This window comes from Streptomyces albipurpureus, assembly GCF_023701525.1.
Taxonomy (GTDB): Bacteria; Actinomycetota; Actinomycetes; order Streptomycetales; family Streptomycetaceae; genus Streptomyces; species Streptomyces albipurpureus.
Genome location: NZ_JAMQAW010000007.1, coordinates 389,972 through 403,844, shown reverse-complemented (window position 1 = coordinate 403,844; position 13,873 = coordinate 389,972). Strand labels below are relative to the sequence as shown.

Genomic DNA, 13,873 nt, shown 5'->3' with positions numbered 1-13,873 from the left:
TCGCTGCTCCGTGCGTCACTCCGCGACTACTTCCAGGACTGCCCTGGACACAGAGGGCAACGCGGTTCCTGGCGTCGGCACCGCCCCCTCAGCCCGCGCCATGACCGTTCCTCCCACGCGGCTCCTCTCTCCGACCGCGAATCACCTCCTCCCGAGGGACGAGTCGGCCTCCGAGGGCAGCCCCAGCCGTGCGCTCGCGATGCACTTCCGTGGGAACGAAGGCCCCCGAGCCCCTGCCTTCGCCCCGCGCTCCGCTTCCTCGCACCCCTTGGACGACCCCGCTGGTTGGGGCCCGATCACCACATCGGCGGGCGTTCTCCAGCTGGTACCCGTGGCTACCGAGCGTGATCTCAGGTACATCAGTCGCTGGATGGACGACCCCGCCGTGTCCGCATATTGGAATCTGGCAGGGCCGGACTCGGTTACCACCGCTCATCTGCGAGCCCAGTTAGAGGGCGATGGGCGCAGTGCTCCCTGCATCGGTGTGCTCGACGGGGTCCCCATGAGCTACTTCGAGATCTACCGTGCCGATCTCGACCCCCTCGCTCGTCACTATCCCGCACGCGCCCACGACACGGGTATCCACCTGCTGATCGGTAGCGCACCCGACCGAGGGCGAGGTCTCGGCTCCACCCTCATCAGAGCCGTCGCCGACCTTGTCCTGGACAACCGCCCTCGCTGCCTACGTGTCATCGCCGAGCCCGACATACGGAACACCCCTTCCCTGGCCGCCTTCCTCAGCGGCGGCTTCCGCTACTCCCTGGAGGTCGACCTCCCCGACAAACGAGCTGCTCTGCTGATCCGCGATCGCCGGCATCGCAACCAGCTGTGAGTCACTCGCTGTCCTACATACACCGCTCAAGCCGCATCGGTTCCCGTGGGCGACACATCCCGTGCGCGCTGGCCGAACCCGATCCCGACCGCGTCAGGTTCCCCGGGCCGGTGGAGAGCCGTCGCGGGGGCTTGCCGGACCACCCGCGCCAGCCCGACCTGGCGGGATCGGATCGCAATGTCAGTCCTGAGCCTTAGGGTGGTCGGCCTATGACGAAGCCATCCCTCCCTGAACTACTCCATGCTGCTGTGACTGCGGTCGGCGGTGTGGAGCGGCCCGGCCAGGTCGCCATGGCCGAGGCCGTCGCCCAGGCCGTCGATGACGGTTCCCACCTGCTCGTCCAAGCGGGCACGGGCACCGGCAAGTCCCTGGGCTATCTGGTCCCCTCGGTCGCTCACGGGGAGCGGGTCATCATCGCTACGGCGACGCTGGCCCTCCAGCGTCAGCTCGTCGAGCGTGACCTGCCGCGAACCGTGGACGCACTGCACCCGCTGCTGCGCCGTCGGCCAGAATTCGCCATGCTCAAGGGGCGGTCCAACTACCTCTGCCTCCACCGTCTGCACGAGGGTGTGCCACAGGACGAGGAGGAGGGACTCTTTGACCCCTTTGAGGCCGCTGCACCGAGCAGCAAGCTCGGTCAGGACCTGCTCCGTCTCCGGGACTGGGCTGACGAGACGGAGACCGGAGATCGCGACGCGCTGACGCCGGGCGTCTCCGACCGTGCCTGGTCGCAGGTGGCCGTCACATCCAGGGAGTGCCTGGGCGCCACCAAGTGTGCCTATGGAGCCGAGTGTTTTGCGGAGATGGCCAGAGAGCGGGCCAAGCTCGCCGACGTGGTCGTGACCAACCACGCCCTCTTGGCGATCGACGCCATTGAGGGCGCCCCCGTACTCCCTCCGCATGAGGTCCTCGTGATCGATGAGGCCCATGAGCTGGTCTCCCGGGTCACCGGCGCCGCGACCGGCGAACTCACCCCCGGCCAGGTCAACCGCGCGGTGCGACGGGCGGCGAAACTGGTCAATGAGAAGGCGGCGGATTCCCTCCAGACCGCGGCGGAGACGTTTGAGCGGGTCATGGAGCTCGCCCTCCCCGGACGGTTGGAAGAGATCCCCGAGGACCTCGGCTATGCCCTGGTCGCGCTGCGCGATGCGGCGCGCACGGTCATCTCCGGCCTGGGGTCCACCCGGGATAAGTCGGTCCAAGATGAGGACGCCGTACGCAAGCAGGCGCTGGCCTCGGTAGAGAATGTGCACGACGTCGCCGAGCGGGTCACACAGGCATCTGAATATGACGTTGTCTGGTACGAACGTCATGACCGTTTCGGTGCGTCCTTGAGGGTCGCACCGATGAACGTGTCGGGGTTGCTCCGCGAAAAGCTGTTCACCGATCGGTCGGTGGTTCTCACCTCCGCGACCCTCAAACTCGGTGGCGACTTCAACGGCGTCGGCGCCTCCCTCGGCCTGTCTCCCGAGGGGACGGAAGGGGATGACATTCCCCAGTGGAAGGGCCTCGACGTCGGTTCGCCCTTCGACTATCCCAAGCAGGGCATTCTCTATGTCGCACGTCAATTGGCGACGCCAGGTCGCGAGGGTTCACGCGGCGACATGATGGATGAGTTGGCCGAGCTCGTGGAAGCGGCCGGTGGACGCACGCTCGGGCTGTTCTCGTCCATGCGGGCGGCCCAGGCGGCTGCCGAGGAGCTGCGTGGCAGACTCGACAATCCGATTCTGCTCCAGGGTGAGGAAACCCTGGGCGAGTTGATCAAGGCCTTTGCGGCGGATCCCGAGACCTGTCTTTTTGGCACGCTATCCCTCTGGCAGGGAGTCGACGTCCCTGGCCCGAGCTGTCAGCTTGTGGTCATGGACCGGATTCCCTTCCCACGGCCTGATGATCCGCTGATGAGCGCCCGCCAGAAGGCCGTGGAGGAAGCCGGTGGCAATGGCTTTATGGCGGTCGCCGCTACCCACGCCGCATTGCTGATGGCCCAGGGCGCCGGCCGCCTGGTGCGTGCCACAGGCGATCGCGGTGTGGTGGCAGTGCTGGACCCGCGTCTGGCCAATGCCCGTTACGGGAGCTTCCTCCGGGCGTCACTGCCCGACTTCTGGTACACCACGGACCGTAATCAGGTGCGCCGCTCCCTGGCGGCTATCGATGCCAAGGCCAAAGCGGACGGAACACAGGGCTAGAACGGACGGAACACAGGAGATCGGCGGTGGTTACGCGGAATCCGCGTAACCACCGCCGATCACTGAGACCTACCGACATGGAGCGGGCCTCGGGACCAGGCGCAGTGGGCCCCGAGGCCCGGTCAGGGGCGGCGGATGACTCACACCCGCCGGAGCACCGCCACTACCTTGCCGAGGATGGTGGCGTCATCACCGGGGATCGGCTGGTAGGCGGCATTGTGAGGGAGCAGCCAGACATGCCCGCTCTCCCGCTTGAACCGCTTGACGGTGGCCTCGCCGTCCAGCATCGCCGCGACGATGTCACCGTTCTCCGCCACGGGCTGACGGCGCACGGTGACCCAGTCGCCGTCACAGATAGCGGCCTCGATCATGGAGTCGCCGACAACCTTCAATACGAAGAGCTCGCCATCCCCGACCAACTGTCGGGGGAGGGGAAACACATCCTCGACCGACTCCTCAGCGAGAATCGGTCCACCGGCCGCGATGCGTCCCACCAGCGGGACATAAGAAGCGGCGGGCTTTCCCGTGGTGTCCGTGGGCTGTGCGCTGGGCTGGTCTGAGCCCCGCACCTCATAGGCCCGAGGGCGATGAGGATCCCTGCGGAGGAACCCCTTTCGCTCCAGCGCCATCAGTTGATGAGCGACAGAAGAAGTACTTGACAGCCCCACGGCCTGGCCGATCTCACGCATCGACGGTGGGTAGCCACGGCGTTGTACGGAGTCGCGGATCACCTCGATGACACGCCGCTGCCGATCCGTGAGTCCGGAACTGTCCGCCCTGATACCGGGAGGTCGGCCGGGCAGCGAACGTGCGGGCCGCGAAGGCTCGGCCCCATCGGGGGGCGTGGCTGCATCATTCATTGTGTGCACCGGCTCAAATCGGTTCTGGGAGCGGTCTTGGGCAGTAGTAATGGTGGCTGCGTCTGCGGTAGTGGTCACGTCGGCCCCTCTCGAATGGTCTCCCTAGCTGGACAACGGTAGTTGCTTTCGAAAGGTTGCGCCAAACACACGTTCGAGTGAAAAATCGTAGATTCGCTTACATGGACATGAGGTTGGGTGTATGTGCGAACGACAGGCCTTGGATGGTCAAGAAGAGCACTCGCGTCTTCGTCTTTGACGCCGAATGGGTCAAGCCAGCCACAGACTTGTCGTACCGCCATTGCGAAGCGATTTCGGGTCGAACGCGAATTGCTCGGTATCCACGTTAGCCTCCCTCCCGCGCCCCCGGGGGTGTGGGGGACAGTCTGGCATCGCCCCCTGCGGAATCCGGGGAATCGGACCCGAAATCCTGGTGGCCAAGCGTGTCCCGTACTCTCGTTCCCGGTCCCTCAGGTCCGGTGGGCGCATGGATCGGGTACCCCTCCGATGGCGTGGTGTCACCACCCGTACGCCGTCTGCGACCGCGGTCGGTTATGCGACACGCGCTGGGGGGCGAAACGCAGCCAAACCCCAGATCTAGTGGTTGGATTGTGTACGCAGCCCAGAAGTTGTGGTCCCTGGTCTTTCAAGACTGCGGCCATCGCCTATGCTTGAGGCTGCTTCGGAGGGCTTCGACAGGTCTGTCGGAGCTCGTCAGTCGTGCCATGAAGGAGGGTTGGGAAACTATGCACTGCCCCTTCTGCAGGCACCCCGACAGCCGTGTCGTCGACAGTCGTACCACCGACGACGGGACATCGATCCGGCGTCGTCGGCAGTGTCCCGACTGCGCTCGGCGATTCACCACGGTGGAATCAGCCTCGCTGATGGTGATCAAGCGCAGCGGTGTGACCGAGCCCTTCAGCCGTATCAAGGTCATCTCTGGGGTGCGTAAGGCATGCCAGGGGCGGCCGGTCACCGAGGACGCTCTCGCTCAGCTCGGCCAACGGGTCGAGGAAGCGGTGCGCGCCACTGGCAGCGCCGAGCTGACCACCCACGATGTGGGACTGGCCATACTCGGCCCCTTGCAGGAGCTCGACCTCGTCGCCTACCTGCGCTTTGCGTCCGTCTATCGGGCGTTCGACACCCTTGAAGACTTCGAGGCGGCCATCGCGGAACTGCGCGTACAACGGCCGCCAGCAGACGAAGGCGGAGCCGGCGAGACCCTCGCGGTCCCGGTGTCCGCCGCCGCCACCGACTGAGCGACGTCGAGCCCCGAGCGGCTCGGCCGCGCCTAGTGGCCGGAAAGAGCGGCCGGAAACAGGGCGGCAACAAGATCTGTCTCGGGCGCTGTGCTGCGCCCGAGACATCAGACACAGACCGTGCCCACGGGAAGATCTGGGCACTTCAGGGCGTTTTTGCCCGTATATGGGAGGCGGCATGACAGAGACGGCGAGCGGTCCGGCACGAGGTTCCCGTGCCAAGGGAGCCAAGGTGACCAAGGGCCTCCGTATCGATCGCATCCACACCACCCCGGGCGTACACCCGTACGACGAGGTGGCCTGGGAGCGTCGTGACGTCGTCATGACCAATTGGCGCGACGGCTCGGTGAACTTTGAGCAGCGTGGCGTCGAGTTTCCCGACTTCTGGTCGGTGAACGCGGTCAACATCGTCACCAGTAAGTATTTCCGTGGGGCAGTCGACACCCCGCAGCGCGAGACCAGCCTCAGGCAGCTGATCGACCGGATCGTGAAGACGTATCGAAAGGCGGGCGAGGACTACAAGTACTTCGCCTCGCCCGCCGACGCGGAGATCTTCGAGCATGAGCTGGCTTACGCGCTCCTGCACCAGATCTTCAGCTTTAACTCGCCGGTGTGGTTCAACGTGGGTACGCCTCAGCCGCAGCAGGTGTCCGCGTGCTTCATCCTGGCCGTCGATGACTCCATGGAGTCCATTCTCGACTGGTACAAGGAAGAGGGGATGATCTTCAAGGGCGGTTCGGGCGCCGGCCTCAACCTGTCCCGTATCCGTTCTTCCAAGGAACTGCTCTCCTCGGGCGGCAACGCCTCGGGCCCGGTCTCCTTCATGCGGGGTGCTGACGCCTCCGCGGGAACGATCAAGTCCGGCGGAGCGACCCGTCGCGCCGCCAAGATGGTCATCCTCGACGTCGACCACCCCGACATCGAGAGCTTCATCGAGACCAAGGTCAAGGAAGAAGAGAAGATCCGCGCCCTGAGGGACGCGGGCTTCGACATGGATCTGGGCGGCGACGACATCACGTCCGTCCAGTACCAGAACGCCAACAACTCGGTCCGGGTGAACGACGAGTTCATGAAGGCCGTCGAGTCCGGGGGCAAGTTCGGTCTGCGGGCCCGTATGACCGGCGATGTGATCGAGGAGGTCGACGCCAAGTCCCTCTTCCGCAAGATGGCGGAGGCCGCGTGGGCCTGCGCCGACCCGGGCATCCAGTACGACGACACGATCAACAACTGGCACACCTGCCCCGAGTCCGGTCGTATCAACGGCTCGAACCCGTGCAGCGAGTACATGCACCTGGACAACACGTCCTGCAACCTCGCCTCGCTGAACCTGATGAAGTTCCTCAAGGACGACGGCGAGGGCCACCAGTCCTTTGAGGTCGAGCGCTTCGCCAAGGTCGTTGAGTTGGTCATCACCGCGATGGACATCTCGATCTGCTTTGCCGACTTCCCGACGCAGAAGATCGGCGAGAACACCCGTGCCTTCCGCCAGCTGGGCATCGGCTACGCCAATCTCGGTGCCCTTCTCATGGCGACCGGCCACGCTTACGACAGCGACGGCGGTCGTGCCCTCGCCGGGGCCATCACCTCCCTGATGACCAGCACCTCCTACCGACGCTCTGCCGAGCTGGCGTCCGTGGTCGGTCCGTACGACGGGTACGCCCGTAACGCGGACCCGCACAAGCGGGTCATGCAGCAGCACTCCGATGCCAACACCAAGGCCGTTCGGGTCGACGACCTGGACGCGCCGATCTGGGCCGCGGCCACGGAGGCCTGGCAGGACGTGATTCGCCTGGGCGAGCGGAACGGTTTCCGCAATGCGCAGGCGTCCGTCATCGCCCCGACCGGCACCATCGGTCTGGCGATGTCCTGTGACACCACCGGCCTGGAGCCCGACCTCGCCCTGGTCAAGTTCAAGAAGCTCGTCGGCGGCGGCTCGATGCAGATCGTCAACGGCACTGTGCCGCAGGCGCTGCGGCGTCTTGGCTACCAGCCGGAGCAGATCGAGGCGGTCGTCGCCCACATCGCCGAGAACGGCGTTGTCGTCGGCGCCCCCGGGCTGAAGACCGAGCACTACAGCGTCTTCGACTGCGCCATGGGCGAGCGTTCGATCTCCGCGATGGGGCATGTGCGCATGATGGCCGCGATCCAGCCATGGATCTCGGGTGCGCTCTCCAAGACGGTGAACATGCCGGAATCGGCCACCGTCGAAGAGGTCGAGGAGATCTACTTCGAGGCGTGGAAGCTGGGCGTCAAGGCGCTCGCGATCTACCGCGACAACTGCAAGGTCGGTCAGCCCCTCTCCGCCAAGTCCAAGGAGCAGGCGAAGACCGAGATCACCGAGAAGACCGAGGACACCATCCGGTCCGCGGTGGAGAAGGTCGTCGAGTACCGTCCGGTACGCAAGCGCCTTCCCAAGGGGCGTCCCGGTATCACCACCTCGTTCACGGTCGGTGGCGCCGAGGGCTATATGACCGCCAACTCCTACCCGGACGACGGTCTCGGCGAGGTCTTCCTGAAGATGTCCAAGCAGGGCTCGACCCTCGCGGGCATGATGGACGCCTTCTCCATCGCCGTCTCGGTCGGCCTCCAGTACGGCGTACCGCTCGAAACCTATGTCTCGAAGTTCACCAACATGCGCTTTGAGCCGGCGGGGATGACGGACGATCCGGATGTGCGGTTGGCGCAGTCGATCGTCGACTACATCTTCCGTCGCCTGGCCCTGGACTTCCTGCCCTTCGAGACGCGCTCGGCACTCGGCATCCACTCGGTCGAGGAGCGGCAGCGCCACCTGGAAACCGGTTCCTATGAGCCGTCGGACGACGAGGTCGATGTCGAGGGACTGGCCCAGTCAGCCCCGCTTCGGCAGGATCTGAACGTGGTCTCCACTCCCCAGGCGGCTGTTCCGGCGCCTCAGCAGGCGCACACTTCCGCCGAACTGGTGGAGATGCAGCTGGGCATCAGCGCCGACGCTCCGCTCTGCTTCTCATGCGGTACGAAGATGCAGCGGGCCGGTTCCTGCTACATCTGCGAGGGCTGCGGCTCGACCAGCGGCTGTAGCTAAGGAGTCCCATCCGCGTTGATCATTCCACCCCGGCGGGTGCGGGGGTGGAATGACCAACGGGACGGTCCTTGCTGAGGGGGCGTCGGCCTTGCGGCCGGCGTCCCCTTCGGCCGTGAGACCGACAGTGCGGGACCGCGCAGGCCGACAGTGCGGGACCGCGCAGGAGAGCCAGAGCGGACCGTGGCACTCCACCACCCGTCGGTCAGCGCGGTTGCGCTGGCTCAGTCGCGGCCCATGAGCCCGATGAACGACTGCGGATCCGCGTCGAATCCGCGGACGACCTCGTGGAATTGCCAGGTACCCGACTCGCCCCGGACGAACTCCGCGACCACGGCGGCCGTGGCGTCAGAGAGCTCGGGCAACGTGCTCTTCCAGAGCTCCGTGGGCCCCTCGGCGATCCTGACCACCGTGTTCGTCACATCGCCGAAGGTCCGTCGGCGGTCGCGCTGCTGGATGGCAACGCCCACGACGACCCGTCCGTACGTTGCCGCGAGTCGGTCGAACTCCAGCGTGAGGACCTCGTCCGCGCCGAAGCCCTGACCCGTCTTGCTGTCTCTGGTCAGCGTGATCGTCCCGTCGGGCGACCGGCTGTCGAAATGCACCACATACGCGGGGTCACCGTGTGGTGCGCTCGCCGAATAGGTCGCGGCGACGATGTCGAGGTCGTGGGCTGCCTCTCCCAGGGGGCTCGGGTCCCATCGAAGACTCACCTCGACCTTACGGACGCCCTTGCTCAGGCTGCTCAACGGATATCCCTTCCCCGTAACTTCCAGCGGTTCTCCTTCTGTTGACGGTATCTGCTTCCTACCGGTCCCGGCGAGGATTTGTCTGGTCTAGGACCGTTCCGGGAGCACAAGTTCCTGAACGGGGACAGGGATCGACCCCTAGGTGAGGGTCGATGGCTGGTAATCGTCGGAAGCGCGCTCGGTAGGACAGTGACCCCGGCCACGTCCGGGGCCGTACGATGGCGCGGTGCTGGTCAAGTGGATTCGCTGCACCGTGGTGGACCGTCGTGGGTTCGAACGGGGACAGCGGAAGTGGGCGGGGCTGCTCGGTGAGCCGGGTTTTCGGGGGCAGGGCGGTGGGTGGAGCAGAGTTCGGCCCCACACCGTCCATATATTCGCGTTCTGGGAGACCCGTGCGTTCTATGACTCGTTTATGGCGCGTTCGCATGATCGATTGGCGTCCGGACAGTCAGGGACATACGGGGATTCGCAGGTCAAACTGTTTGAATACCGCTTTGATGTGAAAACTGGCTTTGAGCCGCGCTTCACCGACGCCGATGTGGTGCGGGTCGCGCACTGCAAGGTCCGCGCGGAGCGGGTTGAGCACTACGCGCTCATGCAGGAGAAGGTGTGGAACCCGGCGATGGCCGGATCGCCGGGAATGGTGCGGGGGGTCTTCGGCGAGGCGCCGGGGAATGAGTTTCTGGTGATGTCGATGTGGCAGTCCGCGGCGGAACACGGCAAGTACCGCCGAGAGCGGGTGGAGCGCCTGCTGCTGAGGGCCCAGGCGGAAGCGGATATCGAGGCGCTCGCGGGGGACGTGGTGGTGCTGGAGCCATCCTGGACGGTCTGATCGTTCTCGTGGCCGTAATGGCACCGGTTCATTGGGTGGAGTGGGCGGTCTTCGACCCGTCAGGGGGTCGTGCTGGAGCGCCGACGGGGGCTTGCCGGATCGTTGCGATCATCGACCGAGCGGATCTGAAATCGGTATAGAGCGGGCATTTTGCCGCCCATGGGGAACCTCTGGGCCTGGGTGTGCCCCACCTCACCTGCTCCGTCAACCGGATTAGCCAGCTCGACCGCCCGCTCTGGCCCCGCGCGATCTAGGGTCGATGTATGGCTAGACCGCGACGTATCGTCCTCGTCCGGCACGGTGAGTCGGAGGGGAATGCCGATGACACCGTGTACGAACGCGAGCCCGACCATGCGCTGCGTCTGACCAGCGCCGGAAGGGCCCAGGCCGAGGCGGCGGGCGCGCGGCTGCGTGACCTGTTCGAAGGCGAACGCGTCAGTGCCTATGTCTCCCCCTATCGACGCACCCACGAGACCTTTCGGGCCTTTGGTCTGGATCCGGCACTGGTTCGGGTACGGGAAGAGCCCCGGCTGCGTGAGCAGGACTGGGGAAACTGGCAGGACATCGAGGATGTCCGGCTCCAGAAGGAATACCGGGACGCTTATGGGCACTTCTTCTACCGCTTTGCCCAGGGGGAGTCGGGAGCGGATGTGTATGACCGGGTGGGTGCCTTCCTCGAAAGCCTCTACCGCAGCTTTGAATCGCCTGATCATCCGCCGAATGTCCTGCTGGTCACGCATGGGCTGACCATGCGGCTCTTCTGCATGCGTTGGTTCCACTGGACAGTCGCGGACTTTGAATCCCTTTCCAATCCCCGCAACGGGGAGATACGAGTGCTTCAACTGGGCGAGGACGGGCGTTACGCCCTTGACCGGCCCTTTGAGCGCTGGCGCACCCCCGAACCGTATGGAGCGGGTGGATAGAGTGGCAGGAAGATGATCGCTGACCCTTCTCCCGCCGGGCGCTTCGAACGCGCTCTGGAAAGCCTGCGTGGACTGTCCGTGGGGGACGCCCTGGGCTCCCAGTTCTTCGTACCCTCGCACTACCCGCTACTGAAACGGCGTGAGCTCCCGCCAGGCAGCTGGCAGTGGACCGATGACACCGAGATGGCCTGCTCGGTGCTGGCGGTCCTCGCCGGACACGGCAGGATCGACCAAGACGTGCTCGCCCTGTCCTTCGCGAGCCACCATGACTTCGACCGCGGCTATGGCCCAGCGGTCAATCGCATGCTCCGCCTGGTGAGGGAGGGGGGCGATTGGCGTGAACTCGCCGCGGACCTCTTCCAGGGGCAGGGATCGTGGGGCAACGGATCAGCCATGCGGATCGCCCCGCTCGGTGCCTGGTACGCGGACGACCCCGAACAGGCGACACATCAGGCGGAGATTTCCTCGTACACCACTCACCAGCACCGTGAGGCCGTCGTCGGAGCCATGGCGGTAGCAGCGGCTGCTTCCCTCGCCGCTGCTCCGGGCGGCCCACCCACCCCCACCGAACTGCTCGACGGCGTCGTCGCGCTCGTACCGCGAAGTGCCGTGGGGGCGGGTCTGCGTCGAGCGCGGGACATGCTCGACTACGACGACGCCGGAACGGTTGCCGCCGTACTCGGAAGTGGTCGGCGCACCAGCGCTCATGACACGGTGCCGTTCGCCCTGTGGTCCGCGGCGCGCTCCCTGGGTGATTTCGAGAACGCGTTCTGGACGACCGCCGGGGTGGGCGGTGATGTGGACACCACCTGTGCCATTGCCTGCGGGGTGGTTGCCGCCAGCCGGGCCGGGCAGCCCCCCGGGACCTGGTTGGAACGGACCGAGGGCCTGCCGGGTTGGCTGCCGGATGGCCCGCTTTGAGCATGGTGGGCTAGGGCCAGACCCCGGCTCCGTGAGGAGAGGGCGGAGAGGGCGGAGAGACGAGGGTGGCGGGAAGGGGCAGCAGGCCAGAGGGGCCTTTCCCGTGGTCTGCCCGGTTTCGCTGATGTTCCTGACGCGTCGAGTGTCATCACCGCGTCACGGTCCTGACGCAGTCGTCCCACGGCCGACCCGAGCAGTCTTGGCCTGTGGTTAACCCTCCGTCACGTGCGCCAAGTCGATCATCGCAACCGATCTCTGTACGGCGTGTGCTGAGAAGTCTTCCGAGCCACACGCCCTGCTCCAGCGAGCCGTGCGGCTCGCAGGGGGAGGGGGATACGTGTCCGATGAACGATCCGCAGAGCCCACCGCATCCGAGCCGGAACCGGGTGCGAAGCAGGCCGCGGAGGCGGAACGCTCGCGAGCTTCGACCGACCCGTGGGCGACACCGGCTCCACGGGGGGAACCTGCTTCCTGGGCCGCACGAGTACGTCCTCGGCCTCCGGCGGCAGTCCACGCGGCGACCCTCTGGGCGTCACTCGCCACCGGAGTGCTCAGTGCGCTGCTGCTGGGCGAGGGGTTGGGGGTCAATCTGCTCATCGTGGCGCTGGCCACCTCCATCGCGGCATACTTCGCCGCACGTCAGGCCGGCCGCAGACTCCGCCCCTGGACCTGGGTCTGGGCTGCGGGCGGACTAGCGCTCCTGGTCGTGCCCGCGCTACGGGACGCTGGCTGGTCCACGTTCCTCGCCGTCGCCGCCGCGCTCGCCGCAGGCTCTCTCGCCCTCCATGGAAGCCGCACCTGGCCAGGGATTCTCCTGGGTTCCCTGGGACTCCTGAATTCGCTCGTCCTGGGCGTTGGCTGGGCTTGGCGGGGAGTACGAGACCGGATGAGCCACTCTCGGGCTCGATGGGGCACGGCGATGCGGACCTTCGCGGCCGCTGCCGTACTACTGATCGTCTTCGGCGCTCTCTTCGCGGGCGCGGATGCGGCGTTCGCGGATCTTCTGGCAGCGCTGACCCCCGATGTGTCAGTGGCGGACGGACCCTGGCGCTTGCTCCTCTTCCTCTTCGGGATCGTCGGGGCCCTCGCTGCCGCACACACGGCCGCCGCCCCCATGCGCTGGGACCTTCTCGCCGTACGCCCTGGCAAGGCTCGCGCCCGCTGGGAGTGGGCGCTGCCGCTCATCGTCCTCAACCTGCTCTTCTCGATGTTTATCGCGGTTCAGCTCGCCGTGCTGTTGGGCGGATATGACCAGGTCCTGGAGAAGACGGGACTGACCTACGCGGAGTACGCGAGACAGGGATTCTGGCAGCTGCTGGGGGCTACCCTGCTCACCCTGCTGGTGATCGCGCTAGCGCTGCGCTGGGCACCGCGCACCGGCCCCCGTGACCGGACTCTGATCCGAGGCGTCCTCGGAACCCTGTGCCTGCTCACCCTGGTCGTCGTGGCGGCCGCGCTGCGTCGGATGGACCTCTACGTCGACGCCTACGGACTCACCCGGCTGCGGATCTCGGTGGCGGCGATGGAGTTGTGGCTCGGGCTGGTGATCGTGTTGATCATGGCGGCCGGGGCCTTCGGCGCTCAGTGGCTGCCGAGGGCGGTCGCCGCCAGCGCTGCGGCGGCGGTCCTCGCTTTCGGGTTGATGTCACCGGACGCCATGGTGGCGGAGCGGAACGTACAACGCTATGAGAGCACCGGAAAGATCGATGTCTCCTACTTCCATGAGCTGTCGGCGGACGCCGCACCGGCTCTGGACAGATTGCCCGAGCCCTTGCGCTCCTGCGCGCTGAAGGGCATCGCGGAAGATCTCGCAGGGGAGGACAACCCCTGGTACGCCACCAGTTGGGGCCAGTCCCGGGCGCGGGAGATCCTCGCGGAACGGAAGATCATCCGCCCATATCCCTGCCCTGGAGACCGGTCGTACGAACGGGATCGCGATGCGTACGACGGAGAGGCGACGAAGACCGACGGTGAGATCGGGCCCGGCAGCTGACTCGCCCTCGGACGGGAGGGTGCCTTCCCTACCCGAGTCCGGCCTTGCTGGTCGTGAGTGTCGTGAGTGGCTCAGCGAAGCTGGCTTCACACCTCGCTGATTCCGGGGCGCCGTCTGATGGGGACTGGCGTGGTGGAGCGATCGTTGTCTTCGCAGCTGCGATGACAACAACGATCAAAGGGGTTCCCTGGGTCTCACGGCATCCGCGAGACCGCGCTTGGCCACCTGCTGACGCAGTCTGCCAAGTTTGTGGCCTGATGAAG

The 13,873-nt window shown here is 66.1% G+C and carries 10 protein-coding genes; 8 read left to right on the top strand and 2 right to left on the bottom strand.

Annotated features, from left to right (window positions below):
- Nucleotides 1-100 precede the first annotated feature (100 nt).
- Nucleotides 101-832 (top strand): GNAT family N-acetyltransferase, encoded by a 732-nt coding sequence (locus NBG84_RS08875; protein ID WP_250918744.1) that lies wholly within the window; start codon nucleotides 101-103, stop codon nucleotides 830-832.
- A gap of 209 nt (nucleotides 833-1,041) precedes the next feature.
- On the top strand, nucleotides 1,042-3,018 hold the full coding sequence (locus tag NBG84_RS08870) for an ATP-dependent DNA helicase (protein WP_250918743.1): 1,977 nt from the start codon (nucleotides 1,042-1,044) through the stop codon (nucleotides 3,016-3,018).
- Between the two features lie 140 nt (nucleotides 3,019-3,158).
- Here NBG84_RS08870 and lexA read toward each other — a convergent pair whose 3' ends face one another.
- Entirely contained in the window at nucleotides 3,159-3,956 is a 798-nt protein-coding gene (lexA, locus tag NBG84_RS08865; RefSeq protein WP_250918742.1) for a transcriptional repressor LexA, read from the bottom strand.
- Between the two features lie 665 nt (nucleotides 3,957-4,621).
- On the opposite strand from lexA, the gene nrdR reads away from it, so the two are divergent.
- Together nrdR and NBG84_RS08855 are read left to right on the top strand one after the other, a co-directional pair.
- A complete protein-coding gene (gene nrdR, locus NBG84_RS08860; RefSeq protein ID WP_250918741.1) occupies nucleotides 4,622-5,134 on the top strand; it encodes a transcriptional regulator NrdR in 513 nt (170 codons plus the stop codon).
- Nucleotides 5,135-5,312: 178 nt separating this feature from the next.
- Nucleotides 5,313-8,195 (top strand): vitamin B12-dependent ribonucleotide reductase, encoded by a 2,883-nt coding sequence (locus tag NBG84_RS08855; RefSeq protein ID WP_250918740.1) that lies wholly within the window; start codon nucleotides 5,313-5,315, stop codon nucleotides 8,193-8,195.
- Between the two features lie 221 nt (nucleotides 8,196-8,416).
- Here the strand turns inward: NBG84_RS08855 and NBG84_RS08850 are convergent, their stop codons facing one another.
- The gene (locus tag NBG84_RS08850) at nucleotides 8,417-8,968 is read right to left on the bottom strand and encodes a TerD family protein (RefSeq protein WP_285366531.1); all 552 of its coding nucleotides are present in this window, start codon (nucleotides 8,966-8,968) and stop codon (nucleotides 8,417-8,419) included.
- Nucleotides 8,969-9,167: 199 nt separating this feature from the next.
- On the opposite strand from NBG84_RS08850, the gene NBG84_RS08845 reads away from it, so the two are divergent.
- The 4 genes from NBG84_RS08845 (at nucleotide 9,168) to NBG84_RS08830 (ending at nucleotide 13,610) form a co-directional block, all read left to right on the top strand.
- Nucleotides 9,168-9,773 (top strand): DUF4937 domain-containing protein, encoded by a 606-nt coding sequence (locus tag NBG84_RS08845; protein WP_250918738.1) that lies wholly within the window; start codon nucleotides 9,168-9,170, stop codon nucleotides 9,771-9,773.
- A 263-nt stretch (nucleotides 9,774-10,036) separates the two neighbouring features.
- Nucleotides 10,037-10,696, top strand: a complete 660-nt coding sequence (locus tag NBG84_RS08840; protein WP_250918737.1) for a histidine phosphatase family protein — start codon at nucleotides 10,037-10,039, stop codon at nucleotides 10,694-10,696.
- 12 nt (nucleotides 10,697-10,708) lie between these two features.
- Entirely contained in the window at nucleotides 10,709-11,617 is a 909-nt protein-coding gene (locus NBG84_RS08835) for an ADP-ribosylglycohydrolase family protein (RefSeq protein ID WP_250918736.1), read from the top strand.
- A gap of 337 nt (nucleotides 11,618-11,954) precedes the next feature.
- Nucleotides 11,955-13,610 (top strand): DUF4153 domain-containing protein, encoded by a 1,656-nt coding sequence (locus NBG84_RS08830; protein ID WP_250918735.1) that lies wholly within the window; start codon nucleotides 11,955-11,957, stop codon nucleotides 13,608-13,610.
- Nucleotides 13,611-13,873: the final 263 nt, after the last annotated feature.

Bases quoted from the DNA above. Each gene is read 5' to 3' on its own strand.
- NBG84_RS08870 (WP_250918743.1), top strand. From the start codon at position 1,042: ATGACGAAGCCATCCCTCCCTGAACTACTCCATGCTGCTGTGACTGCG.
- NBG84_RS08875 (WP_250918744.1), top strand. From the start codon at position 101: ATGACCGTTCCTCCCACGCGGCTCCTCTCTCCGACCGCGAATCACCTC.
- NBG84_RS08835 (WP_250918736.1), top strand. From the start codon at position 10,709: ATGATCGCTGACCCTTCTCCCGCCGGGCGCTTCGAACGCGCTCTGGAA.
- NBG84_RS08855 (WP_250918740.1), top strand. From the start codon at position 5,313: ATGACAGAGACGGCGAGCGGTCCGGCACGAGGTTCCCGTGCCAAGGGA.
- nrdR (WP_250918741.1), top strand. From the start codon at position 4,622: ATGCACTGCCCCTTCTGCAGGCACCCCGACAGCCGTGTCGTCGACAGT.
- NBG84_RS08840 (WP_250918737.1), top strand. From the start codon at position 10,037: ATGGCTAGACCGCGACGTATCGTCCTCGTCCGGCACGGTGAGTCGGAG.